The sequence below is a fragment of the Halorussus salinus genome (genome assembly GCF_004765815.2).
GTDB lineage: Archaea > Halobacteriota > Halobacteria > Halobacteriales > Haladaptataceae > Halorussus > Halorussus salinus.
Genome location: NZ_ML974127.1, coordinates 960,891 through 983,882 on the forward strand (window position 1 = coordinate 960,891; position 22,992 = coordinate 983,882).

Here is a 22,992-nt window from a genome sequence, read left to right on the forward strand (position 1 = left end):
TTAGTACTTGGTGGTGTTGTACGTCGTGTTCTCCGAGACGTAGACCCAGTACGCCTCGCCCGGCTCGAACGTCGCCGAACCGAGGAGGACCTGCTGGAACTGCCCCGTCGCGCTCTGGCGGGCCTCCACGGCGATGGCGGCGTCGGTCACGTCGCCGAGGGCGGCGTCGGCCGCGCGCTCGCCCTCCTCCCAGTGGCCCGCGAGGTTCCACCCCGCTTCGAGTCGCTCGCTCCGGGGCGTGCCCGCCGCGACGTTGTCCACCGTCACGTCGATGGCGGTCTCCTCGGTCGCCACGAAGACGTAGCCCTTCCCGCCGACGAGCGCCGAGAAGTCGTTCGCGGGCGCGTCGGGGTCGTAGCTCCGCCACGCGTTGTCGTCGTAGGTCCAGACCGTCTCGACGCCCGAGAGGTCGAGTTCGGCCAGCGACACGTCGTCTTCGACCGCCGGAATCGAGACGTAGTTTCTGCCCGGCGACAGCGAGAGTCGGAGCGTGTGAATCGCGGTTCCCGCGTCCGTTCCGCCGCTCCCGTCGCCGACCGCCTCGGTGTAGCTCCCGGCGTCGAACGAGACGTTGGGGGCGTCGCCGGTCGAGACGTTGCCCGAGACGGTGACGTTGACCCGCGTCGTCGCGCTCCCGGTGTCCGCGACGCCGGTCACGCTCTCGCCTTCGACGGACACGTCGTCTGTAGCGAGCGCGCTGGCATCGACCGGTTCGCTGAACGAGACCGTCAGCGTCGTCTCGGTCCCGTCCGCGCCGCGAATCCACGCGCTCGCTGGTTCGGGGTCGGCCCTGTCCACGGCCGCGGTCGCGGTCTGGCCGGTCGCGCCGTCGCCCTGCGGGTCGGTCGCCGCGTCGAGGCTGAAACTGTACTCGCCGTCCGGACCGGGGTCGAAGGTCGCGGCGTACTCGTAGTCGTCGCCCGCCGAACTTCCGTCGAACGCGCCGGTCTCGACGGTCTCGGTCCCGTTCGGTCCGGTCGCGGTCACTCGCACGGTCGATAGCTGGTCGGTCGAGACGAACGAGATGTCTACCCCGTCGCCGGTCGCGGTGGCGTCGAAGTTCCGAATCGTCGGCGGCGTGTCCACCGCGAACGACGAGGTCGCGTTCGCCCGATTGCCCAAAGTGTCGGCGGCGGCCACGGTCACGTTCACCTCGCCGTCCGAGAGGGTGACGCCCGCGGCGGCCGGGTCGAACGCGACGGTCCCTTCCGAGAAGGTCACGCCGGACGCGCCGGTCCCGGCCGCGTCGAGGAGGGTCCCCGACGAGTCTTCGACCGTCACGGCGACCGACGACGGCGAGACCGCGGTCGCGTCCGAGACCGGGACCTCGACGGTGGCCTGCGCGTCGGCGACCGTTCCGCCGGGCGACCCCGAACCGAAGGTCGGCGCGGCGGTGTCCACGTCGAACGAGAACGTCGTTTCGGCGGGGTTGCCGACCGAGTCGGTCGCCGCGACCGTCACCGTCACCTCGCCGTCGGCGAACGCGAGGCCCGCGGCGTCGGTGTCGAGCGCGAGCGTGCCGCCGGAGAAGGTCACTCCGGCCGCGCCCGTCCCGACCGCGTCGAGGAGCCTCCCGGACGAGTCTTCGACCGTGAGTTCGAGGCTGGTCGCGTCCACGCCGTGAATCGTGTCCGAGACACCGACGCTGACGTTCTTTCGGTCGTCGGCGACGGTCGTCCCCGCGGGCGAGGCCGCCGAGAACGTCGGGCCAGTCTCGTCCACGGTCGTCGCGTCCCGCTGGCCGGTCGCGCCGTCGTTGCCCGCGCCGTCGGCCGCGGTGTCGAGTGTGGCCTCGTAGGTGCCGTCTCCGGTCCCGTCGTAGGTCGCCTCGTAGCTGTAGGGGCCGGTTCCCGATTCGGTGAAGTCCGTCCGGTCGAGCGCGACGCTCCCGCCGGGCGTGTCGAGGGTGACGCCGACCGACGCGAGCGACTGGTCGCTCTCGAAGGCGACCCGGACCCGCCGGTCGCTCGGGTTCGTGACCGTGAAGTTCGTGACGACGGGCGCGTCGGTGTCCACCGGGAAGTCGTGGCTGTTTGCCGTGATGGAGTTGCCCACGGGGTCGGTCGCGTCGGCGACCGAGACGGTCGCGGTCGCTTCCTCCTCGTCGTCGGCGACGGTGACCGTGCCGGTCCACGTCTGGCGGTCGTCGAAACTCCCCGTGACCGCGTACGACTGGCTCAGTCCCGAGAGGGTGACGGTCGGCGCGTCAGAACTGTTCATCTCCTCGGCGAACTCGACTGTCACCTGCTGTGGGGACCCGGCGGTCGAGTCAGTGACGCGGCCCTCCGCCAGCGTCACGTCGGCGACGGTCGGCGGGGCGGTGTCCTTCTCGACGGTCGTCGGCTCCACGAACCCCTCGACGTTGCGGTAGCCGTCGTCCAGCGCGGCCGATTCGACGGTTATCTGCCCGTCGTCCAGCGACGACACGTCGATGCCCGAGACGGTGACGGTCGTCTGGCTCGGACCGACGCTCGCGGTCTCGACAACGGAGTCGGTCCCGTCGCTCGCCCGGACTTTCACCTCGTCGGCGTCGGTGCCCGAGACGAGTTCGACCGTCACGTCGTAGTCGGTCGCGTTGCTCGCGGTCACGTTCCCGGCCGTCGTCGCTTCGGGTTTCGCCGGTCCGGTCGTGTTGACCTCGAAGGTGTTGGTCGCGTCGGTCACGAGCGCGTTGCCCTCGGCGTCGGTGGCGTCGGCGACCCGAATCGCGGCTTCGGTCTCCTCGTCGTCGTCCACGATAGTCACGCTCCCGGCCCACGCGGTATCGTTCACGAACTCGCCGCCGGTCACGTCGTAGGACCGCGCCAGCCCCGTGATGGTGACGCTGGGGGCGTCCGAGGTGTCCATCTCCTCGGCGAACTCGACTGTCACGGTCTGTTCGCTCCCTACGTCGTAGGTCCCGATGGGTGCGTTCGTGATGGTGGCGTTCGCGACGGTCGGCGCGTCGGTGTCCTTGGTCGGCGTCGCGACGGTCGCGGTCCGGGCGTTCCCGCCGTAGTCGGTCAGGGTCGCCTCGACGGAGAGTTGTCCGTCGGCGAGCGTCGAGAGGTTCAGGCCGGGAAACGACACGTCGTGGGGGTCCGAATCGCCGTCGGTCCGATTGGCCACGGCGGTCGTCGCTTCGACCGTCGCGCTCCCGTCGGAGACGCGGACCGCGAGCGTGCCCGCCTCGTGGTCGTCACGGAGCGAGACGGCGAGGTCGTACTCCTCGACGTTGCTCTCGTTGACCGGGCGACTCGTCGCGGATTGGGGCTTCGCCGGGGTCTCGGTGTCGGCCAGCGCGGTCGTCGCGGTTCCGGCCGGGTTGTCGTCGGCGTCGAGAATCGCGTCGGCCCGAGGAGCCACCGTGTCGTTGCCGAGGTCGGTCGGCGCGACGGCGGCGTCGAGGGTCAGGACGGCGGTGTCCGAGCCTGCGGTGTGGGCGACGCTCGTGACGCCGGTTGCACCCTGTCCGTTGGCATCGGCGTACGCGAAGTCCCCGGCCGCTAGCGCGTTGCCCGACGAATCCGTGACCGCCTCGCTGAACCGGACTTCGACCGTCTGCGCGCCGACCGCGGTCTCGGTCGCGTCGAGGGTCGGCGGCGTCGTGTCCACCGTCACGGTGTCGGTGAGCGTCTGGTTGTCCGCCGCGTCGTGGCCGAACTCGTCAGTCGCGGCCCGCAACTCCGCGGTGTAGTCGCCGTCGGTGCCGACGGCGTAGGTCGCCTCGTAGGTGTAGGTGTCGCCGTTGTCCGTCTCGGAGAAGTCGGTCCCCGAGAGCGTCGTGCTTTCGGGACCCGAGAGGGTGACCTCGCGGGTCTGGAGTCGCTCGTCGGTCGTCATCGTCACGGTTAGCTCCTCGCCCGAGGAGTTCGTCAGGTCGAACTGGCTGACCCACGGCGGTTCGCCGTCGATGGAGACGGTCGCGGACCCGGCGTTCGTCAGGTCGGTCCCCGACGAGAGCGAACTCGGTCCCTCGTAGACGTAGACCGTGTAGTTGCCGTCGAGGTCGGCGGTGTCGGAGAACGTCAACGAGTCGGCTTTCCCGTCTTTGGAGGCGGTCGTCGCGGTTCGGTCGTCGGCGTCGTACTCGCCGTCACCGTCCACGTCCACGACGACGTGTATCGTCGTTCCGCCGTCTGCGCCATCGTCGAAGTAACTGACGGTGAAGGCGTCGCCCGCCTCGATTTCGGACGTGTCGAGGTTCACGCCCTCGGCGCGTGCCCCCGCGGTGTCGGTCCACACGGCCGTTCCGGCGGTGACGGCCGCGACCGCGACCACGACCGCCACGAGGAGGGAAGCGGTTTCGCGCGTCCGCGACGGACTCATTTTTTCTACCTTTCAAGTTACTACATATAGACCTATCGGTTTTTGAAAATACCTCGTTCGTCCTACCTATTTAGTGTATGTAATAGAATGTGAATGATATAGAACAATTATAAATCTACTAACTGTCACTTGTGGTCGCTCCAACCGAGATGCGCGAAACGACACGACGACGATTCGTCACGGGAGCGAGCGCGGCGGCGGCCGCCGGGTTGAGTGGCTGTGCTGGCATGCTCGGCAGTAGCGACGAGAACACGAACGCGAACGGGAGCGGCGAGACCTACGACGTGGGCTACGGCGACTCCCAGACGACGGTGAACTCCTCGGACTTCCCGGACAAGCTGTTCGTCTACGCGGTCCAGTCCGGCTGGTCGAACTGGCCCGCCATCATGGAGGCCTTCGAGAACGAGTACGGCGTCCCCCTGAACGACGACGACCGGTCGTCGGGCGAGGCGCTGAAGGACCTGCGCGCCCACGCCCAGAACCCGACCCACTCGGCGTACAACGGCGGCTACACGTACGGTATCTTGGCGATGCAGGACGACCTGACCCGAGCCTACAAGCCCGCCAACTGGGACAAGGTGCCGGACAAGCTCAAGTCCGACAACGGCCACATGACCGCGACGCGTCGGATGACCACCGCGGTCACGTACCGGAAGGACATCTACGAGGAGCGCGGCTTGGACGAACCCGAGACATGGGACGACCTCCTGCACCCGGACATCACGAAGGACCTCGCGCTCCAGACGCCGACCGCGGCGGTCGGACTGGCAAGCGCGCTCTCGGTCAACAACGCCCGCGGCGGGTCGATGGACGACGTGAGTCCGGTCGTGGACTACTACGAGCAGATACAAGAGGGCGGCGCGGAGTTCACCGACAACTTCCTCGCGCAGTTCACGAAGGGCGAGTACGCGACGTTCATCCGCTACGACTACTCGGGACTCAATCTCAAGCACAACAACGAGGACATCGCCGAGGAGAAGGTCGGCGTCGCGCTCCTGAAGGGCGAGAACGGAAACAAGGGGGCGTTCAATCAGCCCTACGGCTTCGGGATGCTGAAGGGTGCGCCCAACCCCGGCGCTTGCAAGCTGTTCATGGACTACGTTCTCTCGAAGGAAGGCCAGAAGAAGTTCTTGGACGCCTACGTCCGGCCGATTCGCGCCCCCGAGTTGGAGATGCCCGACGAGTTCCCGTCCCAGCAGACTTACTCGAACACCGAGTTCCAAGTCGATTACCAGCAACTCGTGGACAAGCAGTCGAGCATCATCGACGAAATCGAGAGCAAGGCTGGCCTATAGATGGCGACGAGTGACGCGAGTACCGGCGAGCGACTGGCCAGCGCGGCGGAGACGGTTCGGAACCGTCTGGCCCCCGAGACCGAGCGCGACCGGGAGCGCAGACGCATCGTCGCGCTCTGTCTCCCGTTCCTGACGCTCGCGGGCGTGGCCGGACTCTACCCCCTCTGGGAGATGCTTCGAATCAGCCTCTCGACCTCGAAGTACGTCACGACGTTCGACCCCGCGGGAATCGTGGCCGCGAGCCTCGCGCAGGGCGAGGTGGTCCTGACCGGCGTCTCGACGCGGACCTACGAACTCTTGCTCGAAGGCGGCACCGACGGGTCCTTCCACGAGGCGGCGTTCAACACGCTCTGGTTCGGGGCCGCCACGACCGTCGCCAGCCTCGCGGTCGCGGTGCCGGTCGCACACGCCTTGGAGAAGTACGACCTGCCGGGCGAGCGCCACGTGCTGACCCTGCTGTCGTTCCCCATTAGCCTTCCCGGCATCGTCGCGGCGTTCATGATTATCGTCCTGCTGGGAAACAGCGGCCTGTTGACGAAGTTCGGCGCGGTCGTGACCGGGCAGTCCACGACCTCGCTCGCGCTCTCGACCAGCGTCGTCGGCCTGTTTCTGGCCTACCTATACTCGATGATTCCCCGGTCGCTGTTGCTGTTGCGAGGAGCCTACTCGGAACTGAACACCGACGCCGAGGAGGCCGCCCGCGCGCTCGGGGCCTCGCCCGCGCGAACGTTCTGGTACGTGACCCTGCCCCAAATCAAGCCGGGGCTGGTCGGCGCGGCCATCCTGACGTTCCGAACCGCGCTGGCCATCTTCGGGACGCTCGTCGTGCTGAGCCAAGCCCTCGTGCAACAGCCGTGGACCTACCAGATTAACGACGTGCTGAGTCCCGAGTTCGACATCCAGTTGGCGTCGGCGATGGCGGTCGTCTGGTTCGCGTTCGTCCTCGGGTTCACCGTGTTGGGTCTGCGCTACACGAGCGCGGAGGTGGGCATATGACCGATGCGGAACGCGTCGCCGACTCGGCGACGCGTCGCGGCGGCTTCTCCGCCAAATGGGGCCGGATGCTCGTCACGGGCGTCCTCGCGCTGACGGTCCTGTTCCTCGTCGCGCCCATCGTCGTGACGTTCGTCGCGTCGTTCGCCCGGACGTGGACCGGCGCGCTCCCCTCGGGGTTCGTGACGCTCGAACACTGGCGCTACGTCCTCGGGTTCCAGCAGGTCTCGGACGCCGCGAACTACTCGCTCAATCTGAACGCCGTCATCGACGCCTTCCCGAACGTCGGCGCGATGGTCCGGGCGAGTCCGCTGTTCGCCAGCCTCTTTCTGGCGCTGGGCGGCGTCGCGGTCAACCTCGTCGCTGGCGTCCCCATCGCCTACGCCGTGGCGCGCTACGAGTTCCCCGGCCGGGAGTGGGTCAACGCCTTCGCGGTCCTCCCGCTCGCGCCGGGCATCGTCCTCGGGGTCGCGTTCCTGCGAGCGTACCCCGACCTCGCGGCGACGAACGTCGGACTCATCGTCGGCTACTCCCTGCTCAAGGCACCCTACATGGTGATGGCGGTCCAGAGCAGTTTCGAGTCGATGGACCTCCGGCAAATCGAGGAGTCCGCCCGGTCGCTCGGCGCGTCGTGGCCCCGGACCTTCCTGACGGTCATCGTACCCAACGCCCGGACCGGCATCGTCTCGGGGTCCATCATCTGCTGGACGCTGGCGGCGGCGGAGTTCAACTTCTCGTACGTCGTCGTCTCCGGTGGCAACCGACCGCTCTCGCTGTTTCTGAAGGCGAACATCTCGAACAGTTCCTTCCTGACGACCGCGGCCGCGGTCTCGACGTTCTTTCTCCTCGTGGCGGGCATCACCGCCCTGCTACAGGCCGTCGGGAGCCGCGGGTTCTCCGTGCGAAACTGACCCCCTGACACCAACCATGGCAACGATAACACTCGATTCGGTGACGAAACGCTTCGCAGACACGACCGCGGTCGATTCGGTCTCGCTGACTATCGGAGACGGCGAGGTGCTGGGCGTCGTCGGTCCCTCCGGCTGTGGCAAGACCACGACGCTCCGGACCGTCGCTGGCTTCGAGACGCCCGACGAGGGGAGCGTCCTGTTCGGCGGCGAGGAGGTGACCCACGTCCCGCCCGAGCGCCGGAACGCCGGACTGGTCTTCCAGTCGTACGCGCTGTTCGACAACATGACGGTCCGCGAGAACGTCGAGTTCGGGCCGAAGATGCAGGGCGTCCCGGCCGACGAGCGCCGCGAGCGCGCAACCGACCTGCTGGAGTTGGTCGGCATCGAGGAGTTGGCCGACCGCGACCCCCAAACCCTCTCTGGCGGCCAGCAACAGCGCGTCGGCGTGGCCCGCGCGCTCGCCATCGAACCGCGCGTCCTCCTGCTTGACGAACCGATGACCGGACTGGACGCGCGACTCAAGCGCCGCCTCCGCGACGAGATGGGCGCGCTCTTGGACGACCTCGGCGTGACCGCGCTCTACGTCACTCACGACCAAGAGGAGGCCATGCTGATGTGCGACCGCGTGGCCGTGATGAACGAGGGCGTGGTCGAGCAGGTCGGCACACCGCGGGAAATCTACGAGTCGCCGGAAAACGAGTTCGTCGCTGACTTCGTGTCGTTAGACCCCGTGGACCTCGACTTCGTGACGCACTGATTTCGTCACGTCCGAATCTCCGCTAGTCGCTCGTCCATCTTTGCTTGCACCTCGTCGGCCAACTCGTCGGTCGGCTCGTCGAAGCGGTGTTCCCAGTTCTCGAAGAACCCCGAGGCCCCGAGGAGCGTCACGGCGTCGTAGACCGGCCGCCGGGCCTCGAACCCGTCGGGAAGCGACCCCGCAGTCTCGCGGTAGCCCGCGTGGAACGCCGCGACCAGTCGGTCCGGTCCGACGGACCGGAGCGGCCCGAACTGCAAGCGACAGGTCCGCCGAAGCTCTCTGGCTGGGTCGCCGACGTGGGCGATCTCCCAGTCGAGGAGGCCGACGCGCTCCGCGGTCTCCTCGCCCGCGTCGTCCCCGTTCGCGTCGCGGTCCGCTGGCGCATGAATACAGTTCGGATGCGCGGGGTCGCCGTGGACCAGCGCGGCGGGCGCGTCGTCCAGCAGCTCGCGGTTCTCCTCGACCGCGGCGACGACCCCCTCGAAGTGGTGGGAAAATCGGCCTTCGCCCGCGATGTCGGCCATCCGGTCGATTCGCTCGACCAGCACGTCTGTCCACGGCTTGGCGTCGAGTTCCAGACCATCGGCGTCCCCGCCGACGATGTGGCCGTGGCGCTCGAACCGGAGGTCGTGGAGACGGCCGAGCGTCCGCCCGATTTGCCGGGCGAGGAGGGCGCGGCGCTCGTCGTCGGCCTCGTCGTCGTACCACAGTTCGAGGCGGCGCTGGCCCGCCATCGGGGCCGTGGCGAGGTAGGGGACCGGAGGGTCCGTCTCGCCGTCCCTCTCGGTGTCTTCGGTCGAACCGGTCCCGCTGGCCAGCACGGTCGGCACCGGGACCTCGGCGTGGCGGCCGACGTACTTCATCACGGCCTCCTCGCGGGCGACGCGCGAGGCGTCGCCGTCCGCGGCGATTTTGAGATAGATTCGGTCGCCGCCGGGAGTCCCGCCGCCGCCAGTCCTGCCGCCACCAGTCCCGTCGTCGCCAGCGAACGCGACGCTGACGGTCTCGTTCTTGTCGTTCCACGATGGCTCGGCAGTCTCGACGCGCTCGACCTCGCGGTCGGGGAAAGCCACGTCGAGGACCGACCGAATCCGGTCGTCCATAGCGGAGAGTCGGGAGCGGACGAGAAGGACGTTTCGGTGGTGTGTCAGAAATTCCCGCGACGGAACTCCTCGTCTGGTCGGGCTACCACTCGGTCAGCGCCCGCGCGCCGTAGTTGCGCGAGAGGACCCCGAGGAACGTGAAGATGCCCGAGAACGCCGCGGCCGCGCCGACGAAGAACACCCAGTCGATGTTCGTCGCCATCAGGGCACCGCCGAGCATCGGCGCGAGGACGCTCCCCGGCCGCCAGACCAACTCGCGGATGCCGAAACTCGACGCGACGCTCCCGTCGTCGGTGCCCTCGTCGGCGAACAAGGCCATGCTCGCGGGTTCCCGGATGCTGTCTGCGACCCCCAACAGCGCGTTGCACGCCAACAGCGGCAGGAAGGCGACCGAGAGATTCCCGAAGACGGGGAAGGTGGCGGGGAGACCGAGCGCGCTCCCGATGGCGGGCGTGAAGGGAACGACCAGCGCGACCAGTCCGTAGAGACCGCCGCCGACGAAGACGAACAGCGAGCGACCCACGCGGTCCGAGAGGCGGCCGGTGAACGGTTGCAGGAGCATGTTCGTCACCTTCTCGGCCGCGAGGACGAACCCGACCGCGAACGGCGCGTAGGCCAGTCCGCCCTTCGCCGCGGTGACGCCCGCGAAGATGGGCACCCACGTCCGGACGAGCGTGACCGCGACGGCGTACTGGGCGCGAAAGCTCGTCAGCGTGAGGAGTCGGCGGTTGAAGGCGAGTCCCGCGAATGGGTTGCCCCGGACGCGCGTTTCGTCTTCGTCCAGCAGGTACCAGACGCCGACCATCGCGGGCACGAGGAGTGCGACCAGCAGGGTGTACACCGTGTCGAACCCGCCCCAGCCGACTCGTTCGCCCCACTCGTACAGGCCGCCAGCGGCGAGGCCGCCGAGGATGCCCGCGGCGAGTCGCCACGCGTTCGCCTTGCCGATGTGGTTCGCCCGTCCGTCGGGCGGCGAGAGTTCGCCCACGAGCGCCAGCGACATCAGCCCCGACCCGGTGACGGCGATACCCTGTAGCCCCCGGACGGCGATGAACTGCCACGACCCGGCGGCGGGCGTCGAGACGAGCGCGAACGCCACGTAGCTCACGACGCTCAACCCGAGGACGCCCACGAGGACGAGACGCTTGTCTCCTCGGTCTCCCGCCCACGCCAGCGGAATCGTCGCGAGAGTCTGTGCCCCGGTGAACGCCGTCGTGAACAGACCGACGACGAGGCCGGACGCCCCGAACAGCGTGATGTACTTCGGGAGGAGCGTCAGGAGCGTGACGAACCCGAACCCGGACGCGAACCGCGTCAGATAGAGCGCGTAGAACTGTAGGTTCTCGTCGTTCACACCGGACACGCTCGGGGAGACGGAAAAGATATTTCGAAACGAAGCGTCGCTCGCCGGTCGCCGCGTTCGAGAGCCGCCGGAACGCGGCCAATGCCGCCACAGTAGCCCCAAAGGTCAACTGTCGCCCGCGACGATACAGGCCCATGTCCGAATGTCAGAACTGCGGCGCGTTCGTCACCCGAGAGTTCGAGCGAGTCTTCGGCGGACGCGACGGCGAGGTTCACGGCTGCTTCGAGTGCAAGCAGAAGACTGACATCAAGAACGGCGCGGCCACCCGACGCTGAGGGAGGCGACCTCGTCGGGGTCGCCGCCGGTGGCAGTTTCGGCGCTCGATCCGAAACCTCCGGCAACGACCGTGTGGTGTCTCGAATCGGCCCCAGAAACTTTTCGCACCAGCCTCGTATCCCGGACGGCAATGGCTTCCCAAACCGTACTGATTCCGGTCGAGTTCCCGGACCCCGACCCGCTCCCGTCAACGTTCGTCGAGGGACTGACCGACTGTCGGGTGATTCTCCTCGGCGTGTACGAACTCGACGACGACGTGAGCGACGACGAGCGCCAGCGACGGAGGATAGAGGCCAACCAAGTCCTCTACAACATCGCGGCCGACTTCGTCCACCGCGGGGAACTCGCGGAGGTCGAACTCGTCGTCGGCGAGGAGGTCGCCGACGCGCCGACGAGAGTCGCCGAGGAGCGAGGCGTGGACGCACTGCTGGTTCCCAACCCCATCACGACGCTCGGCCACGTGTTGGTCGCGGTCCGCGACGAGAAGTTCGCGAAACCGGTCGTCGATTTCGTTTGCGCGATGAATCAGGACGTGCTGTTGCACACGAACCTGTTCCACGTCGCCGAATCGGAAGCCGACGTGGACGCTGGCGAGGCACTGCTCTCGGAGGTCACGGACCGACTCGTCGCGGAGGGGTTCTCCCGGACCGGCATCGACACCGAGGTCGCGGTCTCGGACGACCCGGCGTTCGCCATCAGTCAAGCCGCGGCCGACAACGACATCGTCGTCATGGGCGAGACCCAAGAGCCGGGTTTCGAACGCGTCTTCGGCAAGACGTACGACTCCATCGCGGAACGGACCGAACTGCCGATTATCGTCGTTCGAGAGGACTGAGACGGCTCGGAGCGACCGCCGACGCGACCGGCGTTCGCGTCTATCCGCGCCACTCCAGCACGGTCGCGGCCCACGTGTAGCCGGTCCCCGCGGCGAGGAAGCAGACGAGGTCGCCCTCCGCGACCAGTCCGCGCGACAGGCCCTCGTCTAAGGCGAGAATCTGGTCAACGCTCTGGACGTGGCCGTATTCGTCGAGGTAGTAGTTCTCGGCGTCGAGTTTGCTCGTCAGAATATCGTGGAACGACCGCTTCATGTGAGTCAGCGCGACGAAATCGAGGTCGTCGCGGTCGTAGTCCGACCGGTCCAAGGCGTCGTCGGCGACCCGCTCGAAGTTCGGGAGGCTGGCGTCGGCCAGTCGCTCCTTCATGTCGTCGGGGTCGGGCACGTCGAGGGTGTGAAGCCCCTGCTCGACCGTGGTGTGGCTCGCGGGGTTGCGGGACCCTCCCGCGGGCATCACCACGTCCTCCGAGAAACTGCCGTCCGTGACGGCGGCGCTCTCACGAATCGTGGCTCGGGTGCGCGACTCGTCCGGATTCGCCTCCAAGACCATCGCGCAGGCCCCGCTTCCGAAGTTGAACATGAACGACGAGTCCTCGTTGCCGTAGTCCACGAGGTCCTCCTCGCGGCTCGCCGAGACCAGCAGTGCGGCCTCGGGCGCGTCCGCGACGAGTTGGCTCTTGGCCTGCCGGATTGCCAGCGGTGCGCCAGCACAGAGCGCGTAGCTCTCGACGGCGAAGGCGTCGTCGGCCCCCAGTCGTTCGGCGACGTTCGCCGCGGCGCTCCACACCACGAAGTCCTTGAACTCCGAGCCGTGGTAGAGGACCGTATCGACATCTTCGGCCGCGAGGTCGGCGTCCGCGAGCGCCTCCTCGGCCGCACTCACGCACATGTCCGTGGCGTGGTCGTCGTCGGGCGGGCAGACCCGCTTCTCGCGGACGCCCATCTTCTCGACCACGACCTCCTCGGGAATGTCGCTTTGGGCGGCTATCTCCTCGCCCGTGACGACCTCCTCGGGGAGATAGGTGCCGTAGCCGGTCAGTCCGACAGCGGAGTCGTCTTCCACCGACTCTCGCGTCGATTCGCTCGCCGGTTCTCGCTCGCTCATCTGTCGTCACCTCGCAGTCGCGCGGCGACCTGCTTGCCGACCGGGCCGCCGAGGCGGTCCCGGACGGTGCCGAGCAGACCGTTGGGCACGAACAGGACGAACAGCACGAAGATGACGCCGATGTACAACTCGGCGTGGCCGTTCAGGAACGTGTCGATGGCCTGTCCGACCGTCAGCCCGTTCCAGAGTTCGGTCGTCATCGTCGCGTCGCCGAGGTGTTCCCGGAGATAGGGCAGGAGTCCGCCGCCCTCGCCGGTCTTCGACAGGAACTCGGTGACGCTCTCGTCGAACAGCCAGCCGTACAGCGGTCCGGCGAGCGTGCCGAACCCGCCGATGATGGAGGCCAGCAGGGCGTCGCCGGTCACGAGGAAGTAGAAGGTACTCTCGGGCGAGACCGACCGCTGGAAGCCAGCGAACAGGCCGCCAGCGACCGCGGCGAAGAACGCCGAGACCGCGAACGCGCCGAGCTTGTACCAGAAGGTGTTGTAGCCCACGGCTTCGGCGCGCTCCTCGTTCTCGCGGATGGCGACCAGCACGCGCCCGAACGGCGAGTGGATGATGCGCTGCATGGCGAAGTAGCAGACGAGGACGACGAGACCGATCATGTAGTAGGAGACCTCGGTCGTCCCGAAGTTCAGGAAGCCGAGGAGCCCCTCCACGCTGTCGCCCGCGAGCTGGCCGATGGCGAGGTTCAGCGAGTCCACGCCGGGGACGCCGACGCTGAACGGCTCGGTGCGTTCGAGGACCGCGGGACCGTCCCGCGGGTTCGAGGCGGCGTAGTCCCAGCCGCGGACGAACACGTACAGCACCTGCGAGAAGCCGAGCGTAATCATCGCGAAGTAGACGCCCGACAGGCGGAACGACACCGCGCCGATGAGCAGGGCGAGAACGACCGCGACCAGTCCCGCCAGCACCAGCAGGAAGACGAACGAGGTGCCCGTGGCGACGAAGGGTATCTTGCCGTTCGACGCGAGGACGACGAAGTACGCCCCCGCGCCGTAGAAGGCCGCGTGGCCGAACGAGAGATACCCAGTGTAGCCGCTGATGAAGTCGAAGGACATGGCGAACAGCCCGAAGTAGAGGACCGCTATCATGGTCTCCACGTCGGGGAGAATCGCCACCATCTCGGAACTCAGCGGCGAGGTGACGAGCGCCGAGTAGACGGCCGGGTAGGCCGCGAGCAACGCGATGACCACGAGGTGCGCGGTCTGCTCGCGGGCGTAGCGCACCGGCCACGACGCCGTCTCTGTTCCCGTCTCGGGGTCGGTCTCCGCCGCGGTCGCGTCCGCGTCGGAGTCGGCGGTTTCTGCGCTAATGGCCGCCCACCTCCTCGACGCCGAACAGCCCTTGCGGGCGCAAGATGAGCATCACCACGAGGATGAGGAAGATGGTCATCTCGGGCAGGCCCGCGAAGTCGATCTCGTTGACGAACCACCACGTCATCGTGGCGTCGGTCATCCCGACGATGACCGCCGCGACGACGGTGCCCCGGAAGGTGCCGAGACCGCCGATGATGACGACCACGAACGCCGGGAGGAGGGTGTCGGCCGCGAGGGGGACGCTGGCACCCCACGCGGGGTCCCACATCAGGAGCGTCCCGGCCGCGCCAGCCACGCCCGCGCCGAGCGCGAAGACGACGGTGAACACGCGGCGTACGTCGATGCCCAGCGCCTCGGTCATCTCTGCGTCCTCGCTCCCGGCCCGGATTATCATGCCGTACCGGGTCCGGGTGAGGAACGCCCACAGGCCCGCGACCGTCGCGGCCCCGAAGGCGATTTCGAACAGCGAGAGGCCGCTGACCGAGACGATGCCCAAGTCCACCGACGCGGCGAGCGCGTTCGGTTTCGTGCCGAGCGCGGACTGCCAGTCGCTGGTCGGTTGCATCCCGTAGAACAGCACGGCGATGCGGACGAGTTCGTCCAGAATCAGCGTCAACCCGAAGGTGAGCAGAATCTGGTAGACCGGCGGGCGGTCGTAGAGCCGTCGGATGAGACCGACCTCCACGACGCCGCCCAGTCCCGCCAGTAGCGCGAACGTCGCGGCCAGCGCGACGAAGAAGAACAGCAGGTTCGCGCCGAACCCGGTTCCTCCTCCGACGAGACCGATCATTATCAGTCCGCCCAGATACGCGCCGATCATCGTCATCGAACCGTGGGCGAAGTTCAGCACGCCCATCAGCCCGAAGATGAGCGTCAGGCCGCCCGCTATCATCACGTAGATGGCGGCCTTCGCCAGTCCGTCCACGAAGACGGCGGCTAGATTCCCCGGCCGCAGGAACTGTCCGAGCGCGTCCACGAACCCCGCCATCACGACGAGGTTGGCCAGTGTCGATTCTATCATGCGGAGAGATACCTCCTGAGTCGTTCGTCGTCGGCCGAGGTCTCGTCGGCGTTCCCGGACTCGACCACCTGTCCGTTGTCCACGACGTAGAACCGGTCGGCGAGGTCCAGCGCCAGCGGCAGGTTCTGCTCGACCAGCAGGATGGTCGTGTCCTCGGCGGCGTCGTTCAGCGCCTCGGCGACCCGCTCGACGATGAGCGGCGCGAGTCCCTCGCTCGGTTCGTCCACCAACAGGAGGTCGTTGTCGCCGACCAACCCGCGAGAGAGCGCGAGCATCTGCTGTTGGCCGCCCGAGAGGTTCCCGGCGTCGCGGTCGCTGTGTTCGCGCAGGTCGGGGAACGTCTCGAAGGCGCGTTCGACCGCCGCGCGAACGTCGTTGCCTTCGGGCACCGCGACCTTGACGTTCTCCTCGACGGAGAGTTGCGTGAAGATGCGCCGCTCCTCCGGAATCCAGCCGACGCCCCGGTCGGCGACCTCGTGGGTTTCGAGTCCGGTTATCTCCTCGCCGCGGTAGCGGACCGCGCCCTCGCTGGGCGGGGTCAACTGGAGGATGGTCCGGAGCGTCGTCGTCTTGCCGACGCCGTTCCGGCCGACCAGCGCGACGACCTCGCCCTCGCCGACTTCCAGCGAGACGCCTTCGAGGATGTGGCTCTCGCCGTAGTAGGTGTGAGCGTTCTCCACTTCGAGTAGCGTCACGTTTGGGCCTCCTTTATGTTTGTTTGAAAAATATTTATATAGTCCTTAGGCCGGTCTGGATTTCTTCGACCGATGCGAACAGGATGGAGTTTGTTCGGAAAGCCCCCGCCCGCTCGCGGTCGCTGACCGACATATCCTCGCCTTCCCGCACCGCGCGGCGCGGATAGGAGCCGGTCAGACGACCGCGTAAACGCGAGCGGGCGGCCCCTTTCATCCACCCGGACCGTGGTCTGTCGCACCGAGCGCGCGCCGTGGGCGGTCGCCGTCACGCCGTGCCCTCCTCCGGGTCGGTCCCGGCGTCCGGCGCGTCGGCCGCGCTCTCGTCGGTGTCGAGACTTCCGGCCTCGTAGCCGCCGAGGTACGCCTCCTGCACCGTGGGGTCGCCCCGGACCTCGTCGGGGGTGCCCTCCGCGATGACCGCGCCCTGATTCAGGACCACCACGCGGTCCGAGACGTTCATCACGATGTCCATGTTGTGTTCGACCAACAGGACGGCGTGGTCGGTCGCCACGTCCTCGATGAGGTCGATGATGCGGTCCACGCTCTCCGAGGAGACCCCGGCGTTGGGTTCGTCCATGAGCAACACGTCGGGGTCGCCCGCGAGCGCGATGGCGACCTCCAACTGGCGCTTCGCGCCGTGGCTCAGGCTCTCGGCCGCGGTGTCGGCCTCGTCGGCCAGTCCCACGCGGTCGAGGATTCGGTGGGCCTCCTCGCGGTGTTCCTCGAACGCTCCGGCGTTTCGCCAGAGCTTCGCGCCGTCGTTACTGGCGGCTTGGGCGGCCACGCGGACGTTCTCCAGCACCGTGCTGGTCGGAAAGACGTTCGTGATCTGGTACGACCGGTGGAGGCCGATGCTCGCGGTCTCGTAGGGCGTGGCGTCGGTCACGTCCCGCCAGCCTCCGCCCTCGCGCTGGACCTCGACGCTCCCCTCCGTCGGGGTCAGCACGCCCGTCAGCAGGTTGAAGAACGTGGTCTTTCCGGCACCGTTGGGGCCGATGAGCGAACAGAGTTCGCCCTCCTCCAGCGCGAAGTCTACGTCGTCGACGGCCGTGAGACCGCCGAACTCCTTCGTCAATCCCGAGGTTCGCAACATGGCCTACAGCGAGCAGTCCACGCCGCTCTTGGGTATCGTCGATTCCTCCGCGCCGATGGTGGCCAGCGGTTCGCTGGGCATCACGGCGGCGTCCCAGTTGTCGGCCCACTCGTCGGTCGTCGGGACCGGGTCCGCCACGGTCATTGCCGACCGGGCCTGATTGTTGTACTCTTGGAAGGTGTAGGCGTTCTCGCCCTTCGGGGTCTCCGTGACCGTCATCCCGCGGAGTGCTTCGGCGATGTCCGCGCCCTGCGTCGAACCGCTCTCGGTGACCGCTTGGGCGATGGCCGACGCGGCCGTGAACGTGCCCGAGGTGAACAGGTCGGGCACCACGCCGTACGTGCTGGTGTAGGTGTCCACGAACTGGCTGTTGATGTCGTTATCGTACTGGTTCCAGTGGTAGCGCGTCGTGAACGGGCCGAGACCCGTGTTCGAGAGTTTCTCCTTCGTGAGCGGCTTACCCAGCGCCTTCTGGAGCGTCTGGCCGACGACGCTGTTGGTAATCTGGGTGGCGAAGCCGCCGAACACGCGGTAGTCGTAGTCGCCGTTGAGGTACGACGTGAACAGTTTGGGCAGGGTGGCGACGGTGAACCCGCCGACGATGCCCTCTGCACCTGCTTGTTGCGCGTTGTCGAGCAGGCCCTTCCACTCCGAGTAGCCCTGCGGGACGAACTTCTTGCCGAGGATTTCGACGCCCTCGTTCTTGAGGACCTGCTCGTAGTTGTTGACGACCGCCTTGCCGAACGAGTAGTCCGCGCCGAACAGATACACCTTGCTCACGTCCGACTGGTTGGCGACGTACTTCCCGCCCGAACGGGCGTCCATCGCGGTGTTCTCGCTCGCGCGGAAGACCATGTTCCCGCAGGTCTCGGAGCTACTCGTGACGCTGGCCGACGCCGCGGGGCCGACCATGTACGGGACTTGGGCCTGCTTGGCTACCGTCTTGATGACGCGGTTGGCCGCGCCCGAGGAGGCACACCCGAAGAGCATGTCCACCTCGTCGTTCTTCACGAGGTCGGTCGCCAGCGACTGGGCCTTCTTCGCGCTGAACTGGGTGTCCCGGACGACGAGTTCGTACTCCACATCGCCGACCGTGACGCTCTTGGTGCCCGTGCTGGCGTCGCCGATGGGGTCGGTGCCAGCCTTGTGGGCGAGTCCGGAGTAAAAGCCCCAGAGCGCCTGCTGACCGTAGTACTTGAGGTCGCCCGAGGTCGGCTGAAGGACGCCGAGTTTCACTTTACCCGAGACCGATGCCTGCTCCGTCGTCGTCGCCGTAGTTTCGGTCATGCCACTCTCTGTCGTCTCGTCGGTCGCGGACGTAGTCGTAGTTGTCGTACTCTGTCCACCGTCACCGCCGGTACAGCCAGCGAGTCCCGCTGCCCCGGTCGCCCCGAGTGCAGTGAGCCATCGCCGCCGTGAAACGCTGTCATCCACCATAACAGATTGGAGTGATACGTCCTATCCGGCAAATACTGCGGGGTTAACATGTGAACGAGGAGGCCGATTCCCTCGACACGGCCCCTCCGATTCACGGATTAACCCCCGGTTTTTCAGTGACCGCGCGACTGTCTCCACGCATGTCCGACGAAGTGACAGCTCCCGAGTTCGCGCCCGAAGACGCCCTCGTCGTGGACGACGACCGATTCGCCCCCGAGAACGCCGCGCTCGTCACGGGCGCGGCCTCGGGTATCGGACGCGCAACCGCGCTCGTGCTGGCCGAGAACGGACTCACCGTGGTCGGCACCGACGTAGACGAGGAGGGCCTCGCGGAGACCCGCGAACGCGCCACCGACCACGACCTGCCGGGCACCGTCGAGACCGTCGCGGGCGACCTCCGCGAGGACGTGCCCGCCATCGTGGACGCGGCGGCCGACCACGGGAGTATCGCGTTCCTCGCCAACGTCGCGGGGATGCAACACATCGACCCCATCGAGGAGTTCCCGATGGCGGCCTACGACCGGATGCAGGAGGTCATGGTGCGCGCGCCGGTCCAGTTGTCCAAGGAGTGTCTGCCTCACATGCGCGAGACCGGCTTCGGCTGCGTCGGCAACATGGCGTCGGTCCACGGCCACTACGTCACCAGCGACAAGGTGGCCTACAACGTCGCGAAGTTCGGTATCCGAGGCCTCACCCAGTCCATCGCCGCCGAGAGCGAGGAGACCGACGCCGACGTGCGCGCCTTCTCGGTCAGCACGGGGTACGTGAAGACGCCGCTCGTCACCGACCAGATTCCCGACACCGCCGAGCAACGCGGCATCTCCGTGCAGGAAGTGGTCGAAGACGTGATGCTCGGCCAGTCGCGTAGCAAGGAGATGATGACGCCCGTCGAAGTCGCCAACCTGTTCGCGTTCGGCTTCTCGAAGCACGCCAGCCACCTTAACGGCGGGGACCTGCGCTTCGACGACGGAATGACGCTGACCTACGAGTAGTCACTTCCCGCCGGTCTCGGGCAGGACGTGTTCGACTTTCTCGAAGGGAAGCCAGCCGACGTTCCGGCCGTGGCTGTCCTTCAGAATTAGTCCTTCCCGGCCCTCCTCGAAGGCGTCGCAGGTGACGGTCGGCCCGTCGCTACGTTCGACTCGTGGCATACCGGTCACTGGACAAGCAGGCTACAAAAAGCTATCCCGCGATTCATTCGAGTTCGTCCAGCGCCTCCACGACGCGCTGAATCATCTTCTGCTGGCCCCGACGGAGGTTCTTCGACACCGCGGGCTTGGACACGTCGAACTCGTCGGCGAGGTGGCCCAGCGTCGCGCCCCGCGGATTCTCGAAGTAGCCGTCGGAGACCGCTGTCTCCAGCGTCTCGCGCTCCACGTCCGAGAGGTCCCGACACCCCTCGATGAGCGTCATCGCGGCCCCGGCGTTCTGCACGAAATCCTGCATCTCGGGCAGTTCCGTGTTGTTGCGGTCCAACACGTCGTACTCGTTGCCCCGCTCCAACTCCGAGAGGGTGGTGTCGGCCTCCTCGATGCCGTCGAAGCCGACGTGCCAGACCTCGCTTCCCTCCTCGATGTGGAAAGGACCGGTGATGTAGCCGTCGTTGTCCCGAATCGTCGCCATCGCGTCGGTCTCGCCGATGACCGTCCGGATGTGCGCGACGTTGTCCCGGCGGGTCAACAGCGCGTAGTCGTGCATGTTCTCGTGGCCGCGCAGGGCCGAGAGACCGTCCGAGAGCGCCCCGCGGTCGTCGCCCTCGACCATCATCCGGGTCTCCAACTGGTCGTTCACCCTGTCGAAGTCCCACTGGATGGCCGAGAACCCCACCGCGTGGTCGTCGGTAGTGTCGATGAACGGGCAGTCGTACTGCTCCATGTCCATCGTGATATCTATCATAGGCTATCCTTGCTATTGAACCCCATACGGCAGATAGGTTAAAAGACTTTTCTTCGCTTCCGACGGCCTCCTCTCGAAACTGTAGCCCGAGGAGCCTCCGACGAAATTCGCCGAATCGTCGGGCGGCGAATCAGAGATTTCCGACGCCGAAACCACTTTCCTCGCGCTCGTCCAAGTTGGAACTGCTATGGCTCAACGCGAGGAACTCGACGACGCACAGCTACTGGACGGGATGCCCCGACTCGGTCTCGGGACGTGGGAGAACACCGACGCCGGAACCTGCGCCGAGAGCGTTCGGCAGGCGCTCGACATGGGATACCGACACATCGACACCGCCCAAGCGTACGACAACGAGGAGTACGTCGGGGAGGGCATCGCAGACGCCGAGGTGGACCGCGAGGAGGTCTTCCTCGCGACGAAAATCTGGACGAGCAACCTCTCGCACGAGGACGTGATTCACACCTCCAAGGAGAGCCTCGACAAGCTCGGCACCGACTACGCGGACCTGCTGTACGTCCACTGGCCCGCCAACGAGTACGACCCCGAGGACACCCTCTCGGCGTTCGACCAGCTCTACGACGACGGACTTATCGAGAACGTCGGCGTCTCGAACTTCGAGCCGCGACATCTGGACGAAGCGCGGGACGTTCTCGACGCCCCCGTCTTCGCCAATCAGGTCGAGATGCACCCGCTCCTCCCGCAGGACGAGTTGGTCGAGTACGGGCAGGAGAACGACGTGAACATCGTGGCCTACTCGCCGCTGGCCCGCGGGAAGGTCTTCGACGTGCCCGAAATCGAGGAGATAGCCGAGAAACACGACGCCTCTCCGGCGCAGGTCAGTCTGGCGTGGCTCCTCCAGCGCGACGGCGTGGCCGCGATTCCCAAGGCCTCCAGCGAGGCCCACATCCGGGACAACTGGGGCGCGCTCGACCTCGAACTGGACGACGAGGACGTGGCGAAAATCGAGGGTATCGACCGGCGCGAGCGACAGGTCGACCCCGACTTCGGTCCGTGGAACTGACCCGATAGAGTCGCGTCTCCCGAATTTCGTTCTTCTCCGGCAAACAAAACGTTTTACTAACAGGTACTCGATTCGTCGGACGATGAACCAGTCGCCCGACACCTCCGCCTCCACCTCCACGTTTCGCGCGCTCCATCGACTCGTGGAACACTACACGCCCGACGGAACCATCGGCAGGACGCTGCTGGGCGGGACCGCCCTGTTTCTGGCTCCGGTGTTGTTCCTCGGCGGGTCGTCGGTCCTCTTCGGCGGTGCCTTCCTGCCCATCGTGCTGTTCGCTCTCGCCTCGGTCGTCCTCAGCGTCCCGACGCTCTTCGTCGGATTGGTGACTCTCTGGCCGGTGTACCTCTCGCTCATCGGCAACGTCGAGTCGCCCGAACTGTACCCCGACGGTGCGAGCGCGCCGGAGACCGACGGCGAGCGCGAGAGCGCGGAGGCGATTTTGAAACGCCGGTACGCCGCCGGGGAACTCTCCCGCGAGGAGTTCGAGCGCCAACTGAACGCGGTGCTGAGAACGTCGTCGTCCGACGGGCGCGACGGACTCACCGGCGACGGGCGGGGCCGCGACGACGAGCGACGCGAACCCGCGCGGAATCGGTAGCGACGCCGCTCGCAGGTTCGCCGACCGGCCGGGTCGTCTCCGAAGACCCCGGTCGCCTCGGAAGACCTCGGCCTCGTCTGAAGCGTCGAGTCGGAGTTCGGACGGTTCTGTCGCCGCGAACTCGTTGGCCGAGTTTCATCTTTGGGAGCGACCCCCAAAACTTCATATTGGCCGTAACGTATTAAAACGCAGATGCACGGTGGAACGAGCAACACTGGTCTCCTCGGGGCGATTCGGTACGACCTACAGCGACTACACGAGAGTTGGATGGCACTCTTCTTTCCTCGCCAGCGAAGCGACCACGGCGGCGTCCTCGGCAAGTGGGAACCCTCGACGACCACCGGAACGGTCGCCTACCGCGGGTGGAGCGCGGTCGGCACGGCGGTCGTCGCGCTCCTGTACCCCCTGACGCTGTTCGGGTTCGCGGCCCGGTACTACACCCGGAAGATAGACGGCACCGCGACGCGACTCGGCGCGGTCGGCGTCCTCCTGCTGTCGCTTCTGGTCTGGGGCGGCCTGACGGCGCTCGCGCGCGTCAGATTCTCGACGGACGGCTTTATCGCGGTGGGGGCCGCCGGAGGAGTCGCCACGCTCGCGGCCCTCCTCGCGTACCTCACCGGGACGCGGGGCGGGCGCGCCAGCACGGTCCTGCTGGCCTACCCCTTCGCGATGACTGCCGTCTTCCTGCCGCCGGTCGTCGCGGCGCTCTACTCGCCGACGCTCTCGGAGGTAATCTTCCCCAAGAGCTACACGCTCGCGGTCTGGTTGCTCGACAACCCCCTGAACCTGTGGGGCATCAACACCTTCCTGCGCGAGCAGTTCACCCTCGAAGGCGCGAACTACGTGGCGATGTGGGTCGGTCTCTCGGTCCCGACCGGGTGGCTCCTCGGTCTCCTCGTGACGCTGGCCGACGTGGTTCGCCCGAAAAGCGCGTAGAGCAACGTTTTTGCCCCTCTCGTCCCG

21 protein-coding genes are annotated in these 22,992 nt (G+C 67.0%); 10 read left to right on the forward strand and 11 right to left on the reverse strand.

Annotated features, from left to right (window positions below; translation table 11 throughout):
- A complete protein-coding gene (locus EPL00_RS04890; RefSeq protein ID WP_135851554.1) occupies positions 1-4,308 on the reverse strand; it encodes a beta strand repeat-containing protein in 4,308 nt (1,435 codons plus the stop codon).
- Between the two features lie 149 nt (positions 4,309-4,457).
- On the opposite strand from EPL00_RS04890, the gene EPL00_RS04895 reads away from it, so the two are divergent.
- From EPL00_RS04895 to EPL00_RS04910, 4 genes are all read left to right on the forward strand, one after another.
- Positions 4,458-5,603 carry an extracellular solute-binding protein gene (locus tag EPL00_RS04895; RefSeq protein WP_135851553.1) on the forward strand — a complete coding sequence of 382 codons (1,146 nt, stop codon included), beginning with the start codon at positions 4,458-4,460 and terminating at the stop codon, positions 5,601-5,603.
- Positions 5,604-6,599: an ABC transporter permease gene (locus EPL00_RS04900; protein ID WP_135851552.1), complete on the forward strand. Its 996-nt coding sequence runs from the start codon at positions 5,604-5,606 to the stop codon at positions 6,597-6,599. It abuts the gene before it with no gap.
- 65 nt (positions 6,600-6,664) lie between these two features.
- A complete protein-coding gene (locus tag EPL00_RS04905; RefSeq protein ID WP_135852465.1) occupies positions 6,665-7,507 on the forward strand; it encodes an ABC transporter permease in 843 nt (280 codons plus the stop codon).
- 16 nt (positions 7,508-7,523) lie between these two features.
- Positions 7,524-8,264 (forward strand): ABC transporter ATP-binding protein, encoded by a 741-nt coding sequence (locus EPL00_RS04910; protein ID WP_135851551.1) that lies wholly within the window; start codon positions 7,524-7,526, stop codon positions 8,262-8,264.
- 5 nt (positions 8,265-8,269) lie between these two features.
- Here the strand turns inward: EPL00_RS04910 and EPL00_RS04915 are convergent, their stop codons facing one another.
- Together EPL00_RS04915 and EPL00_RS04920 are read right to left on the reverse strand one after the other, a co-directional pair.
- Entirely contained in the window at positions 8,270-9,367 is a 1,098-nt protein-coding gene (locus EPL00_RS04915; RefSeq protein WP_135851550.1) for a phosphotransferase family protein, read from the reverse strand.
- 82 nt (positions 9,368-9,449) lie between these two features.
- Positions 9,450-10,721: an MFS transporter gene (locus EPL00_RS04920; protein ID WP_135851549.1), complete on the reverse strand. Its 1,272-nt coding sequence runs from the start codon at positions 10,719-10,721 to the stop codon at positions 9,450-9,452.
- Between the two features lie 143 nt (positions 10,722-10,864).
- Between EPL00_RS04920 and EPL00_RS23455 the strand changes: the two genes are divergently transcribed.
- The gene (locus EPL00_RS23455) at positions 10,865-11,005 is read left to right on the forward strand and encodes a DUF7563 family protein (protein ID WP_202932543.1); all 141 of its coding nucleotides are present in this window, start codon (positions 10,865-10,867) and stop codon (positions 11,003-11,005) included.
- Between the two features lie 131 nt (positions 11,006-11,136).
- Positions 11,137-11,841, forward strand: coding sequence for a universal stress protein (locus EPL00_RS04925; RefSeq protein ID WP_135851548.1), 705 nt, complete (start codon positions 11,137-11,139; stop codon positions 11,839-11,841).
- A gap of 40 nt (positions 11,842-11,881) precedes the next feature.
- Here the strand turns inward: EPL00_RS04925 and EPL00_RS04930 are convergent, their stop codons facing one another.
- The 6 genes from EPL00_RS04930 to EPL00_RS04955 all read right to left on the reverse strand — a co-directional run bounded on the left by EPL00_RS04930 (position 11,882) and on the right by EPL00_RS04955 (position 18,508).
- The gene (locus tag EPL00_RS04930) at positions 11,882-12,946 is read right to left on the reverse strand and encodes a 3-oxoacyl-ACP synthase (RefSeq protein WP_135851547.1); all 1,065 of its coding nucleotides are present in this window, start codon (positions 12,944-12,946) and stop codon (positions 11,882-11,884) included.
- Positions 12,943-14,070, reverse strand: coding sequence for a branched-chain amino acid ABC transporter permease (locus EPL00_RS04935; RefSeq protein ID WP_135852464.1), 1,128 nt, complete (start codon positions 14,068-14,070; stop codon positions 12,943-12,945). The genes EPL00_RS04930 and EPL00_RS04935 overlap by 4 nt, the downstream gene beginning before the upstream one ends.
- Before the next feature lie 187 nt (positions 14,071-14,257).
- Positions 14,258-15,286, reverse strand: a complete 1,029-nt coding sequence (locus EPL00_RS04940) for a branched-chain amino acid ABC transporter permease (RefSeq protein ID WP_135851546.1) — start codon at positions 15,284-15,286, stop codon at positions 14,258-14,260.
- Complete coding sequence (locus EPL00_RS04945; RefSeq protein ID WP_135851545.1) at positions 15,283-15,981, reverse strand: ABC transporter ATP-binding protein; 699 nt, start codon at positions 15,979-15,981, stop codon at positions 15,283-15,285. Before EPL00_RS04945 ends, EPL00_RS04940 begins: the two co-directional genes overlap by 4 nt.
- A 265-nt stretch (positions 15,982-16,246) precedes the next feature.
- Positions 16,247-17,074 (reverse strand): ABC transporter ATP-binding protein, encoded by an 828-nt coding sequence (locus EPL00_RS04950; RefSeq protein WP_135851544.1) that lies wholly within the window; start codon positions 17,072-17,074, stop codon positions 16,247-16,249.
- A gap of 3 nt (positions 17,075-17,077) precedes the next feature.
- Positions 17,078-18,508, reverse strand: coding sequence for an ABC transporter substrate-binding protein (locus tag EPL00_RS04955; RefSeq protein ID WP_202932573.1), 1,431 nt, complete (start codon positions 18,506-18,508; stop codon positions 17,078-17,080).
- Positions 18,509-18,651: 143 nt separating this feature from the next.
- Here EPL00_RS04955 and EPL00_RS04960 point away from each other — a divergent pair, with 143 nt between their 5' ends.
- A complete protein-coding gene (locus tag EPL00_RS04960; RefSeq protein ID WP_135851542.1) occupies positions 18,652-19,503 on the forward strand; it encodes an SDR family NAD(P)-dependent oxidoreductase in 852 nt (283 codons plus the stop codon).
- Here the strand turns inward: EPL00_RS04960 and EPL00_RS04965 are convergent, their stop codons facing one another.
- Complete coding sequence (locus EPL00_RS04965; RefSeq protein WP_162224149.1) at positions 19,504-19,662, reverse strand: hypothetical protein; 159 nt, start codon at positions 19,660-19,662, stop codon at positions 19,504-19,506.
- A 43-nt stretch (positions 19,663-19,705) separates the two neighbouring features.
- Positions 19,706-20,407: a helix-turn-helix domain-containing protein gene (locus EPL00_RS04970; RefSeq protein WP_135851541.1), complete on the reverse strand. Its 702-nt coding sequence runs from the start codon at positions 20,405-20,407 to the stop codon at positions 19,706-19,708.
- Between the two features lie 187 nt (positions 20,408-20,594).
- On the opposite strand from EPL00_RS04970, the gene EPL00_RS04975 reads away from it, so the two are divergent.
- From EPL00_RS04975 to EPL00_RS04985, 3 genes are all read left to right on the forward strand, one after another.
- A complete protein-coding gene (locus EPL00_RS04975) occupies positions 20,595-21,428 on the forward strand; it encodes an aldo/keto reductase (RefSeq protein ID WP_238398120.1) in 834 nt (277 codons plus the stop codon).
- Positions 21,429-21,510: 82 nt separating this feature from the next.
- Positions 21,511-22,029 carry an SHOCT domain-containing protein gene (locus tag EPL00_RS04980; protein WP_135851540.1) on the forward strand — a complete coding sequence of 173 codons (519 nt, stop codon included), beginning with the start codon at positions 21,511-21,513 and terminating at the stop codon, positions 22,027-22,029.
- A 192-nt stretch (positions 22,030-22,221) separates the two neighbouring features.
- The gene (locus EPL00_RS04985; protein ID WP_135851539.1) at positions 22,222-22,965 is read left to right on the forward strand and encodes a hypothetical protein; all 744 of its coding nucleotides are present in this window, start codon (positions 22,222-22,224) and stop codon (positions 22,963-22,965) included.
- Positions 22,966-22,992: the final 27 nt, after the last annotated feature.